The sequence below is a fragment of the Streptomyces sp. NPDC023541 genome, from assembly GCF_055559995.1.
Window position 1 is genome coordinate 1 of the sequence record NZ_JBVHJO010000024.1, and the last position, 21,370, is coordinate 21,370.

Here is a 21,370-nt window from a genome sequence, read left to right on the forward strand (position 1 = left end):
TCAAAGGAACCTCATCCACCGAAGTGGACGGGGTATCAACTTCTGGCGTTGATTTTTGGCACGCTGTTGAGTTCTCAAGGAACGGACGCTTCCTTTGTACTCACCCTCGCGGGCTTTCCTCCGGGCTTTCGTTCTGTTGTCTTGCGTTTCCGACTCTATCAGACTCTTTCGTGTCCGATTTCCTCGGCGCTTTCCAGGTTCCCGCTTTCGCGTTTCCCTTTCCGGCGATTCCGATTCTATCAGCGCTTTTCCTTCTCCCTGACCACTCGCCGTATTCCCGAATGGGCATACGAATGAGGGGTAGAGATCGAGATCGGGGCTGAAGAGGAGGAGGCCCGTCCATCTGCCGTTCGCGAGATGTTCACGCGGGGCGTCCTGGCGGGAGTCACGAGAGTACAGCGCCGGGGGTGTCCAAGCAAATCGATTCAGGCGTATGGTCTAGTCCACCGGTCTAGTCCACTAGTCTCCGTGCCGAAGGACCCGGACCGGATCGGGATCTACATCGGACGAACCCGAACATCTAGTGACTTATCCTTCTGAAGAGTACGCCGTTCGCAACAGGCTGTGACGGCGACACAAGAGCCCCACCCCCTGGGAGGCCCCTCATGACCAGCGTGACGTCCCCACTCGCCGGGCGCGCCATCGGACTCGCGGCAGTGCCGGACCCGGTGTTCTCCGGTGCCATGGTGGGACCGGGCACCGCCATCGATCCCGTGCGTGAGGCCTCGGAGGCGGTGTCCCCCGTCGACGGTGTGGTCGTCTCCCTGCACCCGCACGCGTACGTCGTCGTCGACGGCGAGGGTCACGGTGTACTCACGCACCTCGGCATCGACACGGTCCAGCTCAACGGCGAGGGTTTCGAGCTGCTCGTCAACAAGGGCGACACCGTGACCCGCGGCCAGGCAGTCATCCGTTGGAACCCCGCTGCCGTCGAGGCCCTCGGCAAGTCCCCGATCTGCCCCGTCGTGGCGCTCGAGGCGACGGCCGAGTCCCTGTCCGACGTCGTCGAGTCCGGCGACGTGAAGGCTGACGAAGTTCTCTTCAGCTGGCAGTGAGCCTTCCGCCCCGCACGGGCGTGACGGACATCCATCGCGGCGGGCAGGCCCGCCGCTCAATCGGAGACGGGTGAAATGGAGACAACGCTGCGAGGCGTCGGCGTGAGCCACGGGGTGGCGATCGGCGAGGTGCGGCACATGGGCACGGCGGTTCTCGAGCCGCCGGCCAGGCAGATCACCGCCGACGAGGCGGCGCGCGAACAGGGGCGCGCCCGCCAGGCCGTGAGCGCCGTGGCGGCCGACCTGATCGCGCGTGGCCAGCTGGCCGGTGGCGAGGCCCAGCACGTGCTCGAGGCCCAGGCGATGATCGCCGAGGACCCCGAGCTGATGGCGGACGTGGACCGGCGGATCGCCGTCGGCAGCACCGCCGAGCGCGGTGTGTACGACGCCTTCGCCGCCTACCGCGACCTGCTCGCGGGGGCCGGCGAGTACATGGCCGGCCGGGTGGCCGACCTGGACGACGTACGGAACCGGATCGTGGCGCGGCTGCTCGGCGTGCCGATGCCGGGTGTGCCCGACAGCGACGAGCCGTACGTGCTGATCGCGCGGGACCTGGCCCCCGCCGACACCGCCCTGCTCGACCCGGCGCTCGTCCTCGGCTTCGTGACCGAGGAGGGCGGGCCGACGAGCCACAGCGCGATCCTCGCCCGGGCGCTGGGCGTGCCGGCGATCGTGGCGCTGCCGGGCGCCGGCGAGATCGCCGAGGGGACCGTGATCGCGGTGGACGGCAGCACCGGCGATCTGTTCGTCGACCCGTCCGCGCAGAAGCGGGCGGAGCTGGAGGCCGCGGCCGCCGAGCGGAAGGCGGCGCTGGCCGCCTCGTCCGGTCCCGGTGCTACCTCCGACGGTCACAAGGTGCCGCTGCTGGCCAACGTCGGCGGTCCCGCGGACGTGCCGGCGGCCGTCGAGGCCGGGGCCGAGGGCGTGGGCCTGTTCCGCACGGAGTTCCTGTTCCTGGACGACAGCAAGAAGGCGCCGTCCGAGGAGAAGCAGATCGAGTCCTACCGCAAGGTGCTCGAAGCCTTCCCCGAGGGGCGTGTCGTCGTACGGGTGCTCGACGCGGGCGCCGACAAGCCGCTGGACTTCCTGACTCCGGCGGACGAGCCGAATCCGGCGCTGGGCGTGCGGGGGCTGCGTTCGCTCCTGGACCACCCGGAGGTGCTGCGGACGCAGCTCACCGCGCTGGCGAAGGCGGCCGAGGGCCTGCCGGTCCACCTCGAGGTCATGGCCCCGATGGTCGCCGACCGTGCCGACGCGAAGGCCTTCGCCGACGCCTGCCGCGAGGCCGGTCTGCAGGCGAAGTTCGGCGCGATGGTGGAGATCCCCTCCGCCGCGCTCCGTGCGCGCTCGATCCTCCAGGAGGTCGAGTTCCTCTCGCTGGGCACCAACGACCTGGCGCAGTACGCCTTCGCCGCCGACCGTCAGGTCGGCGCCGTCTCCCGGCTCCAGGACCCGTGGCAGCCCGCGCTGCTCGACCTGATCGCCATGGCGGCCGGGGCGGCCAAGGCCGAGGGCAAGACCTGCGGTGTCTGTGGCGAGGCCGCCTCCGACCCGCTGCTGGCCTGTGTGCTGACCGGTCTGGGTGTCACCTCCCTGTCGATGGGTGCCGCGTCGATCCCCTACGTCCGGGCGACGCTCGCCAAGCACACGCTGGCGCAGTGCGAGCGGGCCGCCGCGGCGGCCCGTGCCGCGGACAGCGCCGAAGAGGCGCGCGTGGCCGCACAGGCGGTGCTCTCCGGCGAGTAGCCGGACGGTGTGTCGTGTGGAGATCGTGGGGCCCTCGCCGACGGCGGGGGCCCCGCGGTCTTTCAGTGGTGCGGGCCGGGGGCGTCGACCTCGTAGCCGGGGCAGTATTCGACGCCCGGTTCGGGGGCGACGAGGTCTCCGGTCTCGGCGTCGGTGCAGTACGCGTTGAATACGGCGGCCGCCGATAGGGCCGTGAGGCGGCCGCGGTCCAGGCGCCAGCCGTGGACCCGGTCGCGATGGCCTTCGGTGGTGCTGCGGACGACCAGTCCCCCGGGGCCGCCGAGGGCGAGGCCCGCGGCGAGGACCGTCACGAAGTCGAGGCTCTCGCGGCCCTCGATGCGCGGTGGGCTGTCCGGGTCGCCGGTGGTGTCGGCGTGGAGGACCGCGACGAGCTGCTCGTCCTCGGTCGGGACGCTGCAGACGAAGTGGTGGTGGCCCGGGCCGGCACCGGCCACGAGGCGTTTGAGCGCGTCGGCGGCACGGTCGAAGGAGGCGTGGCCGATGTCCTCGCCGCAGTCCGCGCAGCGGCCCACTCCGGCGAGGACGGCGGTGGCGTACTCCCAGGTGGCGTGGCGGACGGCTTCGTCGACGAGGAGCGGCACGAGTTCGTCGATGGGCTGGCCGGTGTAGGGCAGGACGGTCCCGCTGCCGGCGAGTTCGGCGGTGAAGCGAGTGCGTGTCTCGGACGTGTCCGGGTTCAGCCCGTGCTCCCCGCAGTACTCGGCGTACTCGTCGGGGTCGAAGAGCGCCACGGTGGTGTGGATGCCCCGGGCCGCGAAGGACCGGAGCAGGCCGTCGACGTGGCGGAGGTAGTCGGCGTAGTCGGCTCGGCGGTCGAAGCCGAAGCTGCGGTAGCCGCACATGGCCGCGAAGTCCCCGGCGTCGGCCAGGAGGCCGACGGTGCCGGGGACCTCGCGGCGCAGCGCGCGGCGCCGGTGGGTGCTGCGGGTCCGGTGGGTACCGGTGTCGTTGTTGCGTGGCATGGCTGGCTCCCCCTGAGTGCGAACACTTGCTCACTCAGCGTAACCACCGCCACTGACAGTGACCTCAGTCGCGGGTGCGGGTACGGGCCAGTTCCTCGTAGAAGCCGAGGAGGTCGATGTTGTCGACGGAGCCCGGGTTGACCGCCTTGGCCAGTGGTGTGCCCTGGAGGAGGCGCTTGACGGGGACCTCGATGCGCTTGCCGGTGAGGGTGTGCGGGATGCCCGGAACCTCGATGACCTCGTCGGGGACGTGGCGCGGGGAGAGTTCCGCGCGGATCGTCGCCTTGATCCGGGCGCGCAGGCCGTCGTCCAGGGCGGCGCCGGGGGCGAGGTGGACGAAGAGCGGCATCCAGTAGCCGCCGTTCGGCTCCTCCAGGCCGATGACCAGGGACTCCTTGATCTCGGGGAGTCGCTCGACGGCCTCGTAGATGTCGGCGGAGCCCATCCGGACGCCCTGCCGGTTGAGCGTGGAGTCGGAGCGGCCGTGGATGATCACCGATCCATGGTCGGTGATCGTGATCCAGTCGCCGTGGCGCCAGACGCCGGGGAACATCTCGAAGTAGCTGTCGCGGTAGCGGCTGCCGTCGGGGTCGTTCCAGAAGTGGATCGGCATGGACGGCATGGGGTTGGTGACGACGAGTTCGCCCACCTCGCCCGTGACCGGCTTGCCCGAGGGGTCCCAGGACTGCAGGTCCGTGCCGAGGCAGGCCGCCTGGAGCTCGCCGATGTGCACGGGGAGGGTGGGAACGGCGCCCGCGAAGCAGCTGCAGACGTCGGTGCCGCCGCTGACGGAGGCGATCCAGAGGTCTTCGGCGACCTCGTCGTGGAGCCAGCGGAAGCCGTCGGGCGGGAGCGGGGAACCGGTGGTGGCCACGCACTTCACGGCAGAGAGGTCGAAGTCGCGCGACGGGTGGACCTCGGCCTTGCGGCAGGCCATGACGTAGGCGGCGGAGGTGCCGTAGAGGGTGGCGCCGGTGCGCTCGGCGATGCGCCACTGGGCGCCCGTGTCCGGGTAGCCGGGGCTGCCGTCGTAGAGGACGACGGTGGTGCCGGTGAGGAGTCCGGAGACGAGGAAGTTCCACATCATCCAGCCGGTGGAGGTGTACCAGAAGAACCGGTCCTCCGGGCCGAGGTCGCAGTGCAGGCCGAGCTGCTTGAGGTGTTCGAGGAGGATGCCGCCCTGGGACTGGACGATTGCCTTGGGCAGGCCGGTCGTACCGGAGGAGTAGAGCACCCACAGGGGGTGGTCGAAGGGCACCGGCTCGAAGACGGGCTCGGTGTCTGCGGCGGTGAGCGCGGACCAGTCGAGGGCGCCCTCGGGCGCGGGCGTGCCGAGGAGCGGGATGTGGACGACGGCGCGCAGGGAGGGGAGCTCCGCGCGGAGCTCGGCGACGGCCTCGCGGCGGTCGTGCTCCTTGCCGCCGTAGCGGTAGCCGTCCACGGTGAACAGGACAACGGGCTCGACCTGCTGGAAGCGGTCGAGGACGCTGCGGGCGCCGAAGTCGGGGGCGCAGGAGGTCCACACGCCGCCCACCGCGGCGGTGGCGAGGAGGGCCACGGCCGCCTCGGGGATGTTGGGGAGGTAGCCGCTGACGCGGTCGCCGGGGCGTACGCCGAGGGCGCGCAGCTCGGCGGCGAGCGAGCCGACCTGGCGGCGGAGAGCGGCCCAGGTGACGGGGACGGGCTCGTGGGTCTCGTCGACGTAGAGCAGGGCCGGGTCGTCGGTGCGGGCCGGGTCCTCGGCGGCGCGCAGCGCGTGCTCGGCGTAGTTGAGGGTGGCTCCGGTGAACCACTGGGCGCCGGGCATGGACCGGTCGGCGAGGACGGACGCGTACGGGGTGGTGAAGCGGACGTCGAACCATTCGGCGACGGCCTGCCAGAAGGTGTCGAGCTCGTCGACGGACCAGCGGTGCAGGGCCGGGTAGCCGCCTTCCGCCGGGGCTCCGAAGCGCGTTGCGGCCCAGGCCTGGAAGGCGGTGATCCGGGCCGCGGAGATCCGGTCGGGGCCCGGCGCCCAGAGGGGTTCCGGCTGGGTGGCTGAGGTCATGGGTCGGCTCCCGGTCAAGTCTGCGGCTCGCGCTTCGTGTGCGTACGGTGCCATCGCGCGGGGGGTGCGCGCGCGGCGGCTCACAGGGACGATGCCATGTGATCGACGGCTGCACCAGGGCCGGCCTGGCCGGTCGGGTGAGCTGCGGGGGACGCCGCCGGCGGGTGAACGGCAGTTGAACGCCGTCCCCTCGGGCGGGGGCCGGTGGCAGGGTGAGCGGCATGGACGGTCGTGATCTGGTGCGTGCGGTGAAGGACATCGGTACGGAGCGCGGTCGACGGGCCTGGCTCTCGGCGTGGCGCCGGCGGCGCACGGACGCGGCGGGGCTACCGCGCCGGGGCGCGGAGCGGGCGCGGGTGCCGGGTCTGCTGATCGGTACGGAGCCCCGGCCTGGCGGGGGCGTGCTGCGGTTCGCGCGCTCGGAACTGGTGGTGCGGGTGATGGCGGGCGGGGTGGTGTTCTGGGCCTGGGACGGGGCAGGGGCGACGCCGTCGTACGCGGTGGTGGGGAGCGGGCCCGAGCCGGACCTGCGGGCCGCGCTGGAACCGGACACCGGCGGCGGCTGGCGAGTGGTGTCGGAGCGGGTGACGGTGGCGGTGTCCCGGCACGGGGCGGTGGAGGTGCGCACCCCCGGCGGGACGGTGCTGCGGCGGGAGTCGCCGCCGCGGTGGTGGGAGCCGGTCCCCCTCGCCGGGGAGGCCGCGGAGGAGGCGCACTCCACCCCGGCGGGTCCGCGCCCGGACGGGACGCGCCCCGCGGAGGAACGGGCCGGCTCCGGGCCGGCGCGGACCGGTGCGGCACGGGGTGGGGGGCGGTGGGTGGTGCGCACTGAGGTGCCGGCGGACGCCCGGTTCTTCGGGCTCGGTGGGCGGGCCGCGGGGCCGAGGCTGCGTGACGGGGTGTACCGGCTGTGGAACACGGATCCGAAGGGGGGCTTCGGGCCGGGCGTCGATCCGCTGTACCTCACCATGCCGGTGCAGATGGTCGTGGCGGACGCCGGGACCCACCTGGTGTTCCACGACAACTGCTGGGACGGCCGGGTGGTGCTGCGCGAGGGCGAGGAGGGCGCGGGGTCGGGGCCGGACCGCCCGGGGGTGAGCGAACTGCGCATGGAGGGCGGGCCGCTGCGGTGCTGGGTGCTGGTGGGGACGCCGGCCCGGGTGCTCCAGGGCTGGTCGGGGCTGACGGGCTCGGCCGCGGTGCCGCCGGAGTGGGCGCTGGGGTACCAGCACGCCCGGTGGGGGTTCGGTAGCGCGGCCGAGGTACGGCGGGTGGTCGCCGGGTACGCGTCGCGCGGACTCGCGCTGTCGGCCGTGCACCTGGACATCGACCACTACGACGGGCACCGGGTGTTCACGGTGGACGCGGAGCGGTTCCCGGATCTGCCGGGCCTGGCGCGGGAGTTGCGGGAGCAGGGGGTGCGGCTCGTATCGATCGTGGACCCGGCGGTCAAGGCGGGTGACGCGCTGCACGCGGCCGGGCTGACGGTGGGGTCGGGCGGTGCGTTCGTCCGGGACGCGCGCGGCCAGGAGGTGCGGGGGGAGGTCTGGCCGGGCGAGTGCGCCTATCCGGACTTCACCGATCCCGAGGTGCGGGAGTGGTGGGGCGGGCTGTACGAGGAACGGCTCGCGCAGGGTTTCTCCGGTTTCTGGCACGACATGAACGAGCCGGTGTCCTTCACGGCGTTCGGGGACTCCACGCTGCCGCGGTCGGCGCGGCACGCGATGGACGGGGCGGGCGGTGACCCATCGGGAGGGGCACAACGTGTACGCGCTGGGGATGGCGCGGGCGGGGTGGGAGGGCCTCGTGCGGCTGCGGCCGGCGGAGCGGCCGTTCCTGTTCTCCAGGTCGGGCTGGGCGGGGATGCAGCGGTACGGGGGCAGCTGGTCGGGTGATGTGGAGACCAGCTGGGAGGGGCTGCGGGCCTCGCTGGCGCTGGTGCTGGGGCTGGGCCTGTGCGGGGTGCCGTACTCGGGGCCGGACGTGGGCGGGTTCGGCGGTTCGCCGACACCGGAGTTGTACGTGCGCTGGTTGCAACTCGCTTCCTTTCTACCGCTGTTCCGCACGCACTCGGCGATCTGGGCGGGACGGCGGGAGCCGTGGGAGTTCGGGCCGGAGGTGGAGGAGCAGGCCCGGGCGGTGATGGCGGAACGGGAGCGGCTGCGGCCGTACTTCGTGTCGCTGGCTCACATGGCGCGGCGCACGGGCGCTCCGTACGTACGGCCGGTGTGGTGGGGGGCGCCGGAGGACCGGCGGCTGCGGGACTGCGAGGACTCGTTCCTGCTGGGTGACGCGCTGCTGGTCGCGCCGGTGCTGGAGTGCGGCGCGGACCGGCGGGCGGTACGGCTGCCACGCGGGCGGTGGTACGACACCGCGACCGGGGCGGCGTACGAGGGGCCGGGCCAGATCCTGCTGGACGCCCCGCAGGGCCGGATCCCGGTGCTGGCGCGGGCGGGTGCGGTTCTGCCGGTGCGGTCCGCGGCGGGCGACGGGGTGGAGCTGGAGGTCTGGGCGCCCGCCCGGGGCCGTACGGGTGGCGGGGTGGTGGTCCGGGACCCGGGGCCGGGCTTCGGGGCGGGCGCGGTCGAGCGGTACACCTCGCGGTGGGCCGGGGAGACCGTGGTGGTGGAGGACGGGGCGGGGGCGGCTGTGGAGGGTGTCGTCGTGCGGGGGCTCTGGGCGGAGGGTCCGGGGAATGGTGCGGCTTGAGGAACGGGGCTCCGCCCCGGGCCCCCCGCCGCGAACGCCGGCGGGGCTGAGTGTGCCCCGGGCCGCAGAAGCCGGCGGGGCTGGGTGTGGCCGGCGCCGCAGCGGCCGGCGGGGCTGGGCGTGGCCCGCGCCCCAACAGCCGGCGGGGCTGGGTCCGCCCCCGCGCCGCGCGAGCCGGACCGGCTGGAGTCGTCAGGCGTAGTGGCCCGCGAACCAGGAGGACGCCGCCTGGGTGTGGAGGGGGAAGGCCAGTGCCGTGGGGGCGCGCAGGACGTGCCAGCCCGTGGTCTCGTCCGTCGGCTCGGAGGCGGGGAGGGTGTTCGCGGGGCGGGGCGGGAGGAGGCCGAAGAGCAGGAGGTGGCCGGCCGGCGAGCTGAGGGCGTCGGCAAGGGTGACGTCCGCGGCGGCGGCCGTGATGCCGGTCTCCTCGCGCAGCTCGCGGACGACGGCGTCGCGCCAGTCCTCGCCGAAGTCGATGAAGCCGCCGGGAAGGGCGATGCCGCCGAGGGCCGGTTCGATCGTCCGGGTGATGACCACGAGGCCGGTGCCGTCCGCGTCCTCGACGGGGAGGAGGGTGACGGCCACGGGGAGGGGGTTGCGGTAGGCGGTGGCTCCGCAGGCCGGGCAGGTGCGGGGCCAGGTGGTCGTACCGTACGGCGCTCCGCAGGTGGAGCAGTGCGAGTCCCTCAGCTGTTCCGGCATTCCGTGATGGTATGCCAAGGGATATGCGGATGACGGCTGTTGTGGGGCTGGTCGGGGTGCTGGCGGGAGGGACGGCGCCGCCCGGGTTCACGGCGCTCAGGGAGGTGGATCCGAGCATCCGGCAGGACATCCGGTACGCCGGAGAGCGGAACTTCACCGGCGGAGTGGTCGACGGTTACGAGGAGCCGGAGTGCCTGCTGGCCCGGTCGGCGGCGCAGGCGCTGCGGCGGGCGCAGCGGGTGCTGTTGCGGCGGGGGTACTCGCTGCGGGTATACGACTGTTACCGGCCGCAGCGGGCGGTCGACCGGTTCGTGCGGTGGGCCCGGGAGGAGGACGGTCCGGACGACATGGCGCGGAAGGCGGAGTTCTATCCGCGGGTGGAGCGGGGCCGGCTGATTTCCGAGGGGTACATCGCGGAGAGGTCCGGGCACAGCCGGGGGAGCACGGTCGACGTGACCCTGGTGGAGCTCTCCGGGCGGGAGGTCGACATGGGGACGGCGTTCGACTTCTTCGATCCGCTGTCGCACACGGACGATCCGCGGGTGACGGGTGCGGCCCGCGCCAACCGGCAGCTGCTGAAGCGGGTGCTGGGCGGGCAGGGGTTCGTGAACCTTCCCGAGGAGTGGTGGCACTTCACCTACAAGCCCGAGGCCTTCCCGGACACGTATTTCGACTTCCCCGTCGCTGTCGCCGAGGTCCGGCCGTGAGTACCTTGCCCGCATGGCTTTCAGCTCGTACGAGGAATTCTGGCCGTACTACGTCGCGATGCACTCCCGCGCCGCCACCCGCTGGGTGCATCTCACCGGCACGCTCACCGGTCTGGCGCTGACCGCCTACGGGGTGGCGCGCGGCCGCACGCGCTACCTCGCCGCCCTCCCCCTCATCGGGTACGGGACCGCCTGGCCCGTACGCCGCAAGTTACGAATCAAATCCACGTGACAAAGCCCCCGCCGTTCCGAAGAACGACGGGGGCCCGGGGCGCCGACCTCACCGGCTGCCCCTACCGCGCAGCCAGCCGCAAGCGGCCGGCGCGCGGGTCTACCCGCTCCCTACCGCGCCGCACCGCCGCGATCACGGGAGGAAGGGGAGTCATTTCGAGCGGCCCGTGTGCGCAGGGCCGTACTCGACGTCCAGTAGTGCGTACCTGCGTCCGCAATCCGTCCGCGGTGTGATTCCCCGCTGTGACCCTGGTCGAGGTTGCAGGCAATCGGCACGTCGGCAAGATCGCGCCCGGTGACCTTTGCGTGCAGCGTCGCCATCTCCTCGTCAAGGAAGGTGTAGGCGCCGCACTCCCACGGTCCGGCGTGCGGGCCCTTCACGCCCGCCTCCGGTGAGGGTGCGCGCGCATCTCCACGTTGGCGTCGGAGACAGCCGGCATGTCCCCGCGCTTACGAGCGTCGGAACGCTGGGACGCCAGGGCGGCGCACACGTCGCAGCCAGCCGTGGGGGTGGGTTCCAGCCGAGGCATGGAGAGGGTGACGGGAGCTCCCATACCGCCACCGGGCGTGCCCTGGGTTTCGAATCTGTGCAGCATCCGGTCCGCCTTCCGTCGCCGTGGGATCACCTTGACGCTACGGAGCGGACGAGGGTGTGTTCCACAGTGTTCTACGGAATTGCACGCAACCTAGCTGAGCGCGTCGATCGCCGTCGTCAGCAGCGCACGCGCGGGCGAGCCGTACACGGCTAGCTGAGCCATGGATGCGAACGCGGAGGCGTACTGCGCCACTTCTCCGGGCTCTGTGACGGTCACAGCTGCGGTCAGTAGCTCGACGTGGACGCGGTCGTCATCGAAGACGTTGAAGGTCTCCAGCGTCCACATGTCACGTGCTACGCCGGCCGGGATCACGCCGAGGGAGACAGACGGCAGGGCCATGACCGACAGCAGGTGGCCAAGCTGACCGGCCATCGTGTCGGCGCCGCCGATGACGTGCCGGAGTACCGACTCCTCCATCAGTACCGCGAACGTGTGCTCGCCCCGACGGATGATCTCTGACCGCGCCACGCGCGCCGCCACTGCGTCGCTCACGTCGTCAGGGGTTCCGTGGAACCGCGTCACGCTCGACAGCAGCGCCCTGGCGTACTCCGGTGTCTGCAAAAGCCCCGGCACCACGGTGGAGCTGTAGACCCGAAACGTCTTGGTCCGCTCGTACAGCGGGACACGTGACTCCTGGAGCCGACGGAGGCCGGAACGTTGCAGGCGCCGCCACTGCACGTACATGGAATCCGCAGTTCGGTTGGCGGCGATCAGATCCGCGGCGTGAGCCTCCGCACGCGCGGCGCGGCACCAAACCTTGATGTCGTCATCCGAGGGCGCCGTCCTGCCAGTCTCCACCCTGGATACCTTCGACGGCTGCCACCCTGTCTCACGTGCCATGTCCCGCCCGGACATGCCAGCGTCCAGGCGCAGTTCCCTCAGGCGCTCAGCGAGCGCGTGACGGGCGGCCTGGACGCTGGACGACGGGTATGGAGCCAAGGTTCCTAACTCAGATCTCGTACGCCGCGTGGGGAGTCGCTCGATCCCACACAGCTTGGAAGGCGTCAGCGCACTGTTTCACGACGTGCGGTGCGTCCTCCAGCACGTGCCTTACGAACCTGCCGTCGCCGGCGAACAGACCGAACCTGACCAACCGCCCGTCAAAGATCCAGAAGTCATTGCCGGGGAGCACCAAGTCCGACGCGTCCGCCCGCGGAAGCCAGCGGACTTCCTCCCCTGCTTCGAGATTCTGCTGAGTGCACGCGTGCTCGTACCGGATGTACTCGCTGACGGGCTCGGAAACCACCCGGGCCCGTCGGACGGATACACCTCGTGCCACCGCATCGGCTACCGACGTGTGGAAGGAGTTCCACCACGTCGATCGGTCAGCGATGTTGACGCGCTCCCCGGCGAGCCACGCCGCATAGTCCGCGTCCTCCGCAGGAATCCCGTACACGTCGCGGGTCTCCAGGTGGACGGCCGTCGACGTGCATCCCCCAAGGAGGTCAGCGAACGGCGGCACTGTCCGCGGCATTGCACGCCTCCCTGAGAATCTGCGTCATCCTTGCCGGGATCCTGACGACCGCTTCCGTCTCAGGAATCGAGCCGACCGCAAGGCACTCGGCCTCCGTCGCCTTGTCGATCTTCCACCCTTGGATGACGAGTTCCTGAGTTTCCTCGTCGACCCAAACCGCAGGGCAGTTGTCCCCGTTGGAGTTCGGGTCCTTCGCGATGAACCGTAGCGTCATGACGCCCTCCCTTGTCGCGCACGTTGCGCAATGTTCTACGACCATCGCGGCAGGGAGGATCAGCGTCAAGGGTGCGTGTCGGTCCTACAGCCACCCGTACGCCGCCATGCGCCGGCGCCAGGCGCGCCCGCACGACGGCTTGCAGTATCGCTTGACGCGCCCCGGGCCGGACACCTGCGGCACCTCCGCGCCGCATGGGCAGGTGACGGGGGCGTTCTTGATCGGCTTCGTGCAATCCATGATCTCTCCAAAGTCTGAGGTGCCCGTGACGGGCAGAGGGAGGGCCCCCTCCACGCGAAGTAGAGGGGGCCCGGTGTGCATGTTGTGCGTCAGAGTCGACGGCCGACGTCCAGGTTCCGAGCCACGTCGTCCGTGTGCACGGTGACTTCATGCCGGACGATGTCCGTGATTTCGCGGTCACCGACGTAGACGTGAGCGACGAGGTTGACCGGAGCCGAGTCCCCGCCCGTCGTCCCAAGCCCCTTCAGACTCGACGCCTGCCGAGACATCGCGACGGAGTCCCGGTTGTTGTAGACCTGCGCCGGGCTGAGGAACCGGACGAGCTCCGGACCCTGCTCCCCGACCCACGCCAACTCCCCGATGCCCGGGAATCCACCGCTCGCGTAGCCGCCAGGGCGGTCGTAGGCGCGCGGCAGGGATCCGTAACGGCTCATCGCGTATCGCATCGATGAGTAGATGTTCGCGATAGGGTCCACGCTGACGCCGTGCATAAACGGCCCGACACCGCGCATCGGGCCGGCGTAGGCATCGAACGTCGGCCGGATCACTTGCATCAGACCGACCGACGGCGTGCCGTTCCGGGCATTGATGTCCCAGAGGTTCACTGCCCGTGGGTCACCGCCGGATTCCTGCATCATCCGTCGCAGCGTCGTGTCCGCCATGGACGCCGGCTGACCGACCATCCCCAGCGCACGAAGCACCGCGGGACGCCAACGGGCAACGCCGGATCCGCCGTTGCCGCCTCCCCCGGCACCCAGGTAGGTCATGGGGTCTACGGCCTGGCCGTTCACCCGCGCTTCGAGGTGCAGGTGTGGGCCGGTCACGTTGCCCGTCGCGCCCACGCGGCCGATGGTCTGGCCAGCGCTGACGGTGTCGCCCACCTTTGTCAGGATCTCGTTCAGGTGCGCGTACAGGGACTGCACGCCGCCACCGTGGTTGATCATCACGTGGTTGCCGTACGGGCCTCCACCCGTCGCCATGGACACCTTGCCGCCCGCCACTGCACGGACGATGGTTCCGATTGCTGCGGGGAAGTCGAGGCCGGTGTGACGGCCAGACGACCACATGCCGCCGGCCTGGCCGAACGGAGTGCCGGGACGGGCGTCGACCGGGGAACCCCAGCCGCCTCCGCTGCCGTTGAAGCTGAACCACTCGACCGCCTTGTTCTTCAGGCCTTCGAGCATCTTCATGGGCATCTTGCCGATGGCCTGCGCGAAGGGGTTCCGCGCCAGAGCCGTCAGCTTGCTGCGCACTCCGCCGGTCAGCTCGTCGAAGAGCTCCGTCGGGTTGGTCAGGGCGTCCCATCCGCCCTTCAGGAGCGAACCGACTTTGCCAGCCTTGTTGGACACCCAGTCGACGATGCCGCCCGTCGCGTAGGCCGGCATGCCGGACGCGATGGCTCGCTGTACGCCGCCAACTCCGCCGGAGCGGGCAGCAGCGTTCCACTGGTTAATCCGGTCGGCGCCGATGGCGCGCGTCCACTCGGGACGCATGATGGCTTCACCGCCACCGACGGCAATCAGCCGGTCGTCTCGTCCCGGGGAATACCCGGACATGATGCCGCCCGTGTGGAAGCCCTTGAATTTCTCCAGAGGGTCAACACCGGTGAGCTTCGCCACGGCGTTCCAGACGGGGACGATTCCGCGGTTGTAAACCACGTCGGCCACGAACTCGACCGGCTTTTTGCAAATTTCCTTGATCTGATCCCAAGCCCGGCCGATGTTGTCCTTCGTCGACGAGAACCGATCGCCGAGTTCGCCGAGGAGATCCTTCAGCCGGTCAATGTGCGGCTTAACGCCCTCACGGTAAAGCCACGCCGCCTTTTCCCCGATCCACGAAAAGACCGGGCTGAGGATGTGATCCCAGACCCACGAGGCCGCGTCACCCAAGGCTCGAAGCTGCGCCATGAAGTTGTTGAACGCGGGCTTAATTCCGTGCTCCCAGAGCCACAACGCTTTTTCAGCGACGTCCTGGAAGAACGGCTTCAAGTGGTTTTCCCACAGCCACGACGCGATAGCACCCAGCAGCTTGAACCACAGGTAGATTGGCGTCAGGACGGCGACCACAAGGATCGTGTAGAGAATCCGTCCGTATTCCCAGATGTTCTGGAAGGCTGGCTTTATGCCGTTCTCCCAGAGCCACATGGCGATAGTTCCGATGCCCTTGATCGCCCACCAGAGAACTTCGAAAATCGGCTTCAGCACGACTTCCCAGAGCCATACCGTCGCCGTCTTGATGCCGGCCCACGCCGTGTCAACGGCCGTCCGGAACCATCCGACGTTCTTGTATGCCCAGATGATGCCGGCCGCCAAAAGGGCTACGACTATGACAACGGCGCGGATGATAGGGACGATCCCCGTCGCGCCGAGGGCAAAGGCCAACCCCGACGTCGCGATGGTTCCCGCGATCATGACTGCCTCGTAAAGCACCATGGCTGCCGCGAAAGCGGCCATCCCGAGGGATATCGCCTTCGTCGCGAAGTAGATCCCCCAGAGGGCAATCACGAACTCGGGGGCGTTCGTCGAAAGCCATGAAATCGCAGTGAATATCCCTCCGAGGACGCCGAGCAGGATCACCGAAACCGGGGATAGCGACTTCAGGAGATCGAGAACCGCACCTGCCATTTTTCCTAGAAACTCGGCAAACGGCGGGCCAACCGTGTTGACGTAATCCAGGAATTTTTCAAACTTCGGCGAGCCCTTCAGGCTCGTCCCCCAGTTCGCGAAGCGCTCCGTGATGGAATCCGACTTGTTCGCTATCCCGTCCATGTGCGGAAGAAAGGCGTCGACGACGCCGGCCATGCCCTTGAAGACGTTTCCAACGGCGACGCCGAGACCGACGATCGACGATTCGGCGTTGTCTGTGACGCCCTTTTTGAAGGACACCCAGAATGGGTTTTTCCACTCCGCCGACACCTTGTCGTAAAGGCGCTTAATTCCCCGAGCTGCCGCGAGAACGAGGCCCGTCAGGCCGGGTAGGGCGTTCTTTGCGCTGACCACGGCCCGGGTGAAGAGAGGTAGTGTCGCCGGCTCCAGGGACTTCGACCACTCGGAGAACGCCTTTTTCAGACCCTGGGGTCCGGCGAGGGAGTCGAAGAGGCGCCGCTGTTCCGGGCTGAGCTTTTTCAGCGCTTCCTGATACGCGTCCGCCTTCGACGCCGCGCCCTGACTAGCCTTTGCGGTCGCCAGCTGCGCGGACGCTAGGCCGCGTTCAGCCGTCGTGATGGCCTCAGCAGCCTTCACATGCGCGTCAGCTACAGCTTTCTGTGCCTTTACCAGGTTTGCAGCCTGGTCCGCGGTGTTCCGCTGCGCCTCCGTCACGCGCTCCTGCGCTCGACGGACGACGTCGGAGCCTTCAACTCCGGCCTTCCGCTGCGCAGCTGCCGACGCCGTGAGCTCCTTCTGTCGTTCGGTTTGGTCCTTCAGCCCCTGAACGGCCTCGTCGTACGCGAGCTGTGCGCGCTCGCGCTGGATTTCCGTGGAGGAGCCGTTGCCGAGCGTGTCGGCGAGCTCCTGTCGGGCTTCCTTGACCCGAAGGGCTGCGGCTCGCTGATCCAGCGCTGAGCCGGCCAGCTGTGCGTCGAGCGCTCGGAGCTGCTGCTCCGCAGTGCGTCGAGCCTGCGTCAGTTCGGACTGCGCAGTCAGCTCCGCCCGCTGGGCGTCGGCCAGGCTGCGCTCAGCGCGAGTCACCTGATCCGACGCAGCAGCAATCGACGAGGCCGCAGCCGCGAGTGCCTGTTGTGCGCCCGCCATCTGTATGGCGCGCTGCTGCGCCTGCACGTCGGCATTAGCTGCCGCAGCCGTCGCACGCGAGGCGTCGTTCTGTGCCTGCGTCTGCGCCTGCATAGCCCCCGTGACGCCCTTGATAGCGGGTACTGAGGCGAGTCCGAACGCACCCAGGGCAGCGCCGGCGGCCGTCGCCATCGTCACGACGGCGCCGAGACCCGCGGCGAGTACAGGACCGATGGGGATCGCGACCAGAGCGGCAGCCTGGAGCGTGAGGTGCAACAAAGCCGACGAGGCAGGGCCGGCGTCTACGTTTACGCGGATTCGCGCATCTGACGCGTCGACAGCCGCAATCTCTGCGCGGATCTCCGCCAGCGCCGCTCTTGCCGTCCCAGTGTCCGCCCTGACGGCTACGTTGGCGTGGGAAGCGCCCAGACGACGCAGTTCGGCGTCAATCGCGATGATCTCGCGCTCAGCGTCGGCCGCGTCGACGTCGATGCCGATTCGTTTGTTGGAGAGCACTTCCATTCGCGCGCGGAGGCGGGTCAATTCCGCGTCAACGCCCGTGTCACCCAACCGAATATCCAGTTTGGGCATGGCCTTGAATGCAGCGGTCAGCTTCGCTCGAATGCTGCGGGCAAACGCCCCGCCAACGTCGTTCCCTTGACGCGTTGCGGCATACGAGGCGGCGTTGCCGCCCTGCGTAATCGCGTTGGGGATCGCAACGACGATGTTGTTGGCGATTGCCTGCCCCATTCGCTCCCCCGCCTCCCGACCAACACGGTCGGAAACGGGGAGAACGATGACCCTCAGCTTCTCGTGGAAACCGGGCACAATCGGCACGACGTCGACGGCTACGCGGCCGACGATATCCAGGTCGGGCATTACGCCTCCATCTCGACGTCGTCGGCGCTCGTGCGCGTATTGAGGAACTGCCCGATCTTGTAGAGCTGTTCGGACTCCCACTCAATTGCGGGCAGGAACGTTGCGGTGGCGAGCCGCACGGCCGCCTCACACCAGACCTGACACGGCTCGGAGCAGTAGGCCCGCACCCTTAGGTTTCCGTCCCGTGTCAGTTCAGGTCGTGGGGTCAGCGGGCAGGAAGGCCGCAGACAGCGACCGACATTCGTCATAAGGAGCCTTTCAAGGGCATGCGAAAGGCCCCTGGCGGCATCGCCAGGGGCCTGGATGGATCGGGTTAGGCGTCGAGTGCCTCGAAGAATCCAGGAACGAGCTCCGTCGCGTACGTCCGAGCGTCCAGAAGATCGCTCAGGTGCAGAAGTGCGCGCGCCTTGGCTTCCGCCTCCGGGCCGGAGCCGGCAGCCGTTCTCCTGGCTTTGGACAGCCATATCTCACAGACGGCAGAACACCCGCGGCGCCTCCGCATCGTTCCGTCCTTGTTCGCTGCGGTCCGTCGGGAAAACGAACACCCAGGGCGTTGGCAGCGACTCGACGTACTGTTCATCCGACTTTCCTCCGGGTACGCAAAAGGCCCCCGCCACGCAGGACGAGGGCCGGTCAGTTGATCTTGTTCAGGGTCGGCGGCGCCGGGAGGGACCCCTAAGGTGCGGCGTCCTGCCAGGAACCCGCCACGGAGATCAACTCCAATAAGTGGGACGAGTGTTGACGGTCAGTGGTACTGTGGACACGCAGCGACCCTCTAGGGTTCGTTGTGGGGGCCCTCAGTGAGCGCCCTCAACACGCGGGATGCCCGACTCCCAACGTCGGCAACTGTCCGCGAGCACAGAAACTTAAAGGATCTACCGAACACATCGGGATCCGCAGTAGAGCCCCGGCAAGTGTCCGGGGCTCTGGTTGGGTGCGCATCTCGGTTACGACCGCATTTTCATGTGGTCGCGACCGAGTGCGCCATTTTGCTCGGTCGCGGCACCTATTTAAGGAGCTCGCTAGACCGTGAACATCCAAGACATCGCCACCGACATCCTGACGCTGCTGGGCGTCGCCACCGCCGTTCTCATTGCCGTCATCCGTGTGATTCCGCAGATCTGCGAAGAGTTGAGCAAGGCGGTGCGCGCCATCCGCGAGTTCTTGCGAGAGCTGCGGGGCGGAAAGCCGCCGGCTAGCGCCCCGGCGCCAGAGAACGGATAACCGCAGTCAGGTCCGCAAGCACGGACGGGGCGTTGCCATGTCGGCGCCCCGTCATTGCGATGTAGCGGCCGGTCCCGTAGATCTCTACGGCCGTACCGTCGGGGCGTCGGATGCGGCGTCCCTGTCGGACGTCCGCACGGCCCCAGATGTGCAGTCCGTCGCCGGACGGGGACACCTCTACGTAGGTGGCGCCCGCGTTGCGAACGATGGCTGCGGCCCACGGGGCCAGGCGGCCCGTAAGCGGGTTGAGACAGTGGTCAAGGTCGATGCACACGATGTCGTCGACGTCTGAGAGGACGAACCCCAGACCAACGCCGGCCGTCGAGGCAGCGGCGTCCTTATGCGTGCTCCAGGTCCGCGGGTTCGTCGACGAGGCCGGCATGTCGCCAGTCGTCAGCGGGACCTTCGTCGCGGAGCGCCGAACCCACCTGTCGCAGGTCGTCAGCTCAGCGGGGAGCGCCGTTGCCTTCGCGCGTGAAAGCGCCTTCCGACAACGGGGGGAGCAGGTGCGTGCGTGTGAGCGAGCCATGAGCGGCAGCTCCGCCGGGCACATCGCGCACGTTCGCGTCATGGGTTCATCGTAGTGGCGGCGCGTCACACTTTCAAGCCTCCCACCTGCATAGATAGGTCGTTGACCATGGCGGCGCGTCACACTTTCAACGCGGGATCCGGGCTCAGACGCCCCAGGAAGGGCCCACGTGGGCGCCTAACGGCCTGTCCGCGTGGCTTCCGAAACGGCGCGCTTCAGATCTCCCAGACCCGTACAGAACGCGACCACCAGCACCTGTACGGTCTTCAAGGTCTTGATCAAGGGGTCACCCCCCTGGGTGATCACGGCGATCCTGGCCCACCCTGCGGCGCCGCCAGTACACTCGCGGCAGCACCCACGCTCAGACTGCTGAGACGACGGCGCCAGCCCCGTGGCTGGCCGATGTGACCATGTTGTCGTGTGCTCAGGGCCGCATCTTTGGGCTGGCTCTTTCCCCGCGCCTTCACTGGCTACTACAAGACCCGGGTCTCACGACCCCAACGGACCGCCACGACGGCGGACATGGCGAGCGCGGGCGCCGTGGTTATGGCCGGCCAGTCGCCTGCCTCGTTGGGGTAGTTGCGGCCACGCATCCTCCACGCAGGCGGCTCATCCTCCTGTGTGGAGAACTCCCATGTGGGCTGTACTGGAACCTGTAGCCGCAAGCGCCCCAATGGTGTTGGCGTACATCGTCGGCCTGCTGATGCTGGGAATCCTGGTGTCACTCGCCATTGCGCTCCGACGCGCACCCGCTCAGCACCGGCCCGAGATCATCCGTGCGTTGGCTGAGCTCATGCACTTTTGGCGCCGCAAGTAGAACGACGTCGCCCCGTGTGCGAGCACGGGGCGCAACGTCAGCCCTCCGAGAACCGGGGCGATTCCATGAACGGGTTACTGACCTGCGTGGGCACCGGCTTTCGCTCCGGCCGCTGTCCGCCCTCTTCGAGTCCGTGCCGTGCGCGGTACAGCTCAGCGCCGGCGCCGACGGATCCGCGGGCGCCGCCACCATCCACGTCGACGCCTCGTGGGCCGCCTACTCGTACGGCGGGCGGAGGGGGCGGAGCGAACTGCGCCAGGACTGCGACGGCGTCCGCGGCCAACTCCTCTGGGGTCTCACCACGCAGCCAACTGCACTGGGCGGGCGTCAGGCCGTTGGCGGTGCCTGCGACCAGTTGAGCGGGGGTTGCGTCGTTCATGGTTGTTCCTATCGAAGGGAAATGTCGGGGGTGCGCTCAGCGCCCGTGGGCTCCGGAGCGGGTGGGGTGGGAATCGGTGAAACGTGCGGCGTGTAGTCAATGAACGAGTCATCCGGCGTACCGACGTCTATAGCGTCTTCCGCCTCGATTTCCTCGAAGCTCGTCGGTACCCAAACGGTCGGAAGATCCGCGATGTAGACGAGATAAGGCACCGTGTACTGCCCCGACGTCATGGCGCGCATGATGTCGTCGGGCACGCCGCCCGGCGTGATGCCGGCCGCTTCGAAGTGGCCCTTCATGCGGAGCAACTGGAGCCTGTGGCCGTCGCCTAGCCCCTTCAGGATCTCGAACTGAGCGGCGCGTATATTCCGCAGCGTCCCGAGCATCGACGTCAGGAGTCGCCATGCGTCGGGCGCCTTTCCGCCCGCAGCAATGGCCTCTTCTGCCGACCGCGCGCCCTTCAGGTCGGCAGCAGGCTTCCTCACGTCCGCAAGGAATTCCTTCAGCCGCTTCCCGAGGGCTTCAAGGGCCGTCTCAGCGCCGTCCGTGATGCGGAGGTATTCCAGGTGCCCCCGGAGGCTGTTAATGCCTTCCTGGAGCCCCAGAGCCTCAGACTCAGCCTCCAGGGCGTTCCGGTAGGCATCCGCGCCACGCTTGCCGATATCGCTGGGGTACTCCGCGCCGGCCCGCACTGCTGCCGACGCCTCCTCAAACACCTTGCGTCGGGCGACGTTGGGACTCGGGACGTCCCCCAGGGCCCGGCGACGCTCCTCCAGCTTGCGGAGCTGCGTCTCAGCGTGGACGACGTCAGGGACGGCGCTCCATGCTGCGTGAAACTCGGGATTGCTGTTCATGATGCCTCTCGGTTGAAACGGGTAAGCCCCCGCCGGATGGCAGGGGCTCGGGAAGGGGTCTGTACGGGCGCCTAAGCGGCGTTCCACTGGGGTGAGTCCCGGAACATCTCCGCCCGCGCGATACGCGCCTGACGCCTGCGTTCTAGGACGTCGGCCGACGTGCGCGCGTACCTCTCACGGGCGATCGCCGCACGGCACTGGCGACACCGGGCGGACAGCCCCTGACGCCCCATGACGTCGCGGCTGAAAAAGC

At 69.2% G+C, this 21,370-nt stretch carries 16 protein-coding genes and 1 pseudogene; 8 read left to right on the forward strand and 9 right to left on the reverse strand.

Annotated elements, in window-relative coordinates; all coding sequences use genetic code 11:
- The 3 genes from ACZ3X1_RS34270 to ptsP form a co-directional block, all read left to right on the forward strand.
- On the forward strand, positions 1–297 hold a 297-nt coding region (locus ACZ3X1_RS34270), incomplete at its 5' end, for a hypothetical protein (RefSeq protein ID WP_467283023.1).
- A gap of 308 nt (positions 298–605) precedes the next feature.
- Entirely contained in the window at positions 606–1,055 is a 450-nt protein-coding gene (locus ACZ3X1_RS34275; protein ID WP_356813497.1) for a PTS sugar transporter subunit IIA, read from the forward strand.
- Between the two features lie 75 nt (positions 1,056–1,130).
- Positions 1,131–2,801: a phosphoenolpyruvate--protein phosphotransferase gene (gene ptsP / locus ACZ3X1_RS34280; protein ID WP_356813498.1), complete on the forward strand. Its 1,671-nt coding sequence runs from the start codon at positions 1,131–1,133 to the stop codon at positions 2,799–2,801.
- 62 nt (positions 2,802–2,863) lie between these two features.
- Here ptsP and ACZ3X1_RS34285 read toward each other — a convergent pair whose 3' ends face one another.
- Together ACZ3X1_RS34285 and ACZ3X1_RS34290 are read right to left on the reverse strand one after the other, a co-directional pair.
- A complete protein-coding gene (locus tag ACZ3X1_RS34285) occupies positions 2,864–3,784 on the reverse strand; it encodes a hypothetical protein (RefSeq protein WP_467283026.1) in 921 nt (306 codons plus the stop codon).
- Positions 3,785–3,848: 64 nt separating this feature from the next.
- Positions 3,849–5,831 carry an acetoacetate--CoA ligase gene (locus ACZ3X1_RS34290; RefSeq protein WP_467283030.1) on the reverse strand — a complete coding sequence of 661 codons (1,983 nt, stop codon included), beginning with the start codon at positions 5,829–5,831 and terminating at the stop codon, positions 3,849–3,851.
- Between the two features lie 221 nt (positions 5,832–6,052).
- Between ACZ3X1_RS34290 and ACZ3X1_RS34295 the strand changes: the two genes are divergently transcribed.
- Both ACZ3X1_RS34295 and ACZ3X1_RS34300 read left to right on the forward strand, forming a co-directional pair.
- Positions 6,053–7,726: a TIM-barrel domain-containing protein gene (locus ACZ3X1_RS34295; RefSeq protein ID WP_467283032.1), complete on the forward strand. Its 1,674-nt coding sequence runs from the start codon at positions 6,053–6,055 to the stop codon at positions 7,724–7,726.
- On the forward strand, positions 7,611–8,540 hold the full coding sequence (locus tag ACZ3X1_RS34300) for a glycoside hydrolase family 31 protein (protein WP_467283034.1): 930 nt from the start codon (positions 7,611–7,613) through the stop codon (positions 8,538–8,540). Before ACZ3X1_RS34295 ends, ACZ3X1_RS34300 begins: the two co-directional genes overlap by 116 nt.
- Before the next feature lie 192 nt (positions 8,541–8,732).
- On the opposite strand, the gene ACZ3X1_RS34305 is transcribed toward ACZ3X1_RS34300, so the two are convergent.
- Positions 8,733–9,242, reverse strand: coding sequence for an NUDIX domain-containing protein (locus tag ACZ3X1_RS34305; protein WP_356813502.1), 510 nt, complete (start codon positions 9,240–9,242; stop codon positions 8,733–8,735).
- A gap of 29 nt (positions 9,243–9,271) precedes the next feature.
- On the opposite strand from ACZ3X1_RS34305, the gene ACZ3X1_RS34310 reads away from it, so the two are divergent.
- Positions 9,272–9,949, forward strand: a complete 678-nt coding sequence (locus tag ACZ3X1_RS34310; RefSeq protein WP_467283038.1) for a M15 family metallopeptidase — start codon at positions 9,272–9,274, stop codon at positions 9,947–9,949.
- A 13-nt stretch (positions 9,950–9,962) separates the two neighbouring features.
- Positions 9,963–10,148 (forward strand): annotated as a pseudogene (locus ACZ3X1_RS34315) (Mpo1-like protein); the annotation flags it as partial.
- Positions 10,149–10,866: 718 nt separating this feature from the next.
- Here the strand turns inward: ACZ3X1_RS34315 and ACZ3X1_RS34320 are convergent.
- The 4 genes from ACZ3X1_RS34320 to ACZ3X1_RS34335 all read right to left on the reverse strand — a co-directional run bounded on the left by ACZ3X1_RS34320 (position 10,867) and on the right by ACZ3X1_RS34335 (position 17,314).
- Complete coding sequence (locus ACZ3X1_RS34320; protein WP_467283040.1) at positions 10,867–11,715, reverse strand: helix-turn-helix domain-containing protein; 849 nt, start codon at positions 11,713–11,715, stop codon at positions 10,867–10,869.
- A gap of 10 nt (positions 11,716–11,725) precedes the next feature.
- Positions 11,726–12,250, reverse strand: a complete 525-nt coding sequence (locus ACZ3X1_RS34325) for a DUF6879 family protein (protein WP_467283042.1) — start codon at positions 12,248–12,250, stop codon at positions 11,726–11,728.
- Positions 12,222–12,464, reverse strand: a complete 243-nt coding sequence (locus tag ACZ3X1_RS34330) for a hypothetical protein (RefSeq protein WP_467283044.1) — start codon at positions 12,462–12,464, stop codon at positions 12,222–12,224. The genes ACZ3X1_RS34325 and ACZ3X1_RS34330 overlap by 29 nt, the downstream gene beginning before the upstream one ends.
- 329 nt (positions 12,465–12,793) lie before the next feature.
- A complete protein-coding gene (locus ACZ3X1_RS34335) occupies positions 12,794–17,314 on the reverse strand; it encodes a peptidoglycan DD-metalloendopeptidase family protein (protein ID WP_467283046.1) in 4,521 nt (1,506 codons plus the stop codon).
- A 1,029-nt stretch (positions 17,315–18,343) separates the two neighbouring features.
- Between ACZ3X1_RS34335 and ACZ3X1_RS34340 the strand changes: the two genes are divergently transcribed.
- Positions 18,344–18,538 (forward strand): hypothetical protein, encoded by a 195-nt coding sequence (locus ACZ3X1_RS34340; protein WP_467283049.1) that lies wholly within the window; start codon positions 18,344–18,346, stop codon positions 18,536–18,538.
- Positions 18,539–19,921: 1,383 nt separating this feature from the next.
- Here ACZ3X1_RS34340 and ACZ3X1_RS34345 read toward each other — a convergent pair.
- Together ACZ3X1_RS34345 and ACZ3X1_RS34350 are read right to left on the reverse strand one after the other, a co-directional pair.
- Entirely contained in the window at positions 19,922–20,263 is a 342-nt protein-coding gene (locus ACZ3X1_RS34345; RefSeq protein WP_467283051.1) for a hypothetical protein, read from the reverse strand.
- An 8-nt stretch (positions 20,264–20,271) separates the two neighbouring features.
- On the reverse strand, positions 20,272–21,117 hold the full coding sequence (locus ACZ3X1_RS34350) for a hypothetical protein (RefSeq protein WP_467283053.1): 846 nt from the start codon (positions 21,115–21,117) through the stop codon (positions 20,272–20,274).
- Between the last annotated feature and the right edge of the window lie 253 nt (positions 21,118–21,370).

Bases quoted from the DNA above. Each gene is read 5' to 3' on its own strand.
- ACZ3X1_RS34290 (WP_467283030.1), bottom strand. From the start codon at position 5,831: ATGACCTCAGCCACCCAGCCGGAACCCCTCTGGGCGCCGGGCCCCGAC.
- ACZ3X1_RS34305 (WP_356813502.1), bottom strand. From the start codon at position 9,242: ATGCCGGAACAGCTGAGGGACTCGCACTGCTCCACCTGCGGAGCGCCG.
- ACZ3X1_RS34345 (WP_467283051.1), bottom strand. From the start codon at position 20,263: ATGAACGACGCAACCCCCGCTCAACTGGTCGCAGGCACCGCCAACGGC.
- ACZ3X1_RS34335 (WP_467283046.1), bottom strand. From the start codon at position 17,314: ATGCCCGACCTGGATATCGTCGGCCGCGTAGCCGTCGACGTCGTGCCG.
- ACZ3X1_RS34300 (WP_467283034.1), top strand. From the start codon at position 7,611: ATGGCGCGGGCGGGGTGGGAGGGCCTCGTGCGGCTGCGGCCGGCGGAG.
- ACZ3X1_RS34295 (WP_467283032.1), top strand. From the start codon at position 6,053: ATGGACGGTCGTGATCTGGTGCGTGCGGTGAAGGACATCGGTACGGAG.
- ACZ3X1_RS34275 (WP_356813497.1), top strand. From the start codon at position 606: ATGACCAGCGTGACGTCCCCACTCGCCGGGCGCGCCATCGGACTCGCG.
- ACZ3X1_RS34350 (WP_467283053.1), bottom strand. From the start codon at position 21,117: ATGAACAGCAATCCCGAGTTTCACGCAGCATGGAGCGCCGTCCCTGAC.
- ptsP (WP_356813498.1), top strand. From the start codon at position 1,131: ATGGAGACAACGCTGCGAGGCGTCGGCGTGAGCCACGGGGTGGCGATC.
- ACZ3X1_RS34285 (WP_467283026.1), bottom strand. From the start codon at position 3,784: ATGCCACGCAACAACGACACCGGTACCCACCGGACCCGCAGCACCCAC.
- ACZ3X1_RS34325 (WP_467283042.1), bottom strand. From the start codon at position 12,250: ATGCCGCGGACAGTGCCGCCGTTCGCTGACCTCCTTGGGGGATGCACG.
- ACZ3X1_RS34330 (WP_467283044.1), bottom strand. From the start codon at position 12,464: ATGACGCTACGGTTCATCGCGAAGGACCCGAACTCCAACGGGGACAAC.
- ACZ3X1_RS34310 (WP_467283038.1), top strand. From the start codon at position 9,272: ATGACGGCTGTTGTGGGGCTGGTCGGGGTGCTGGCGGGAGGGACGGCG.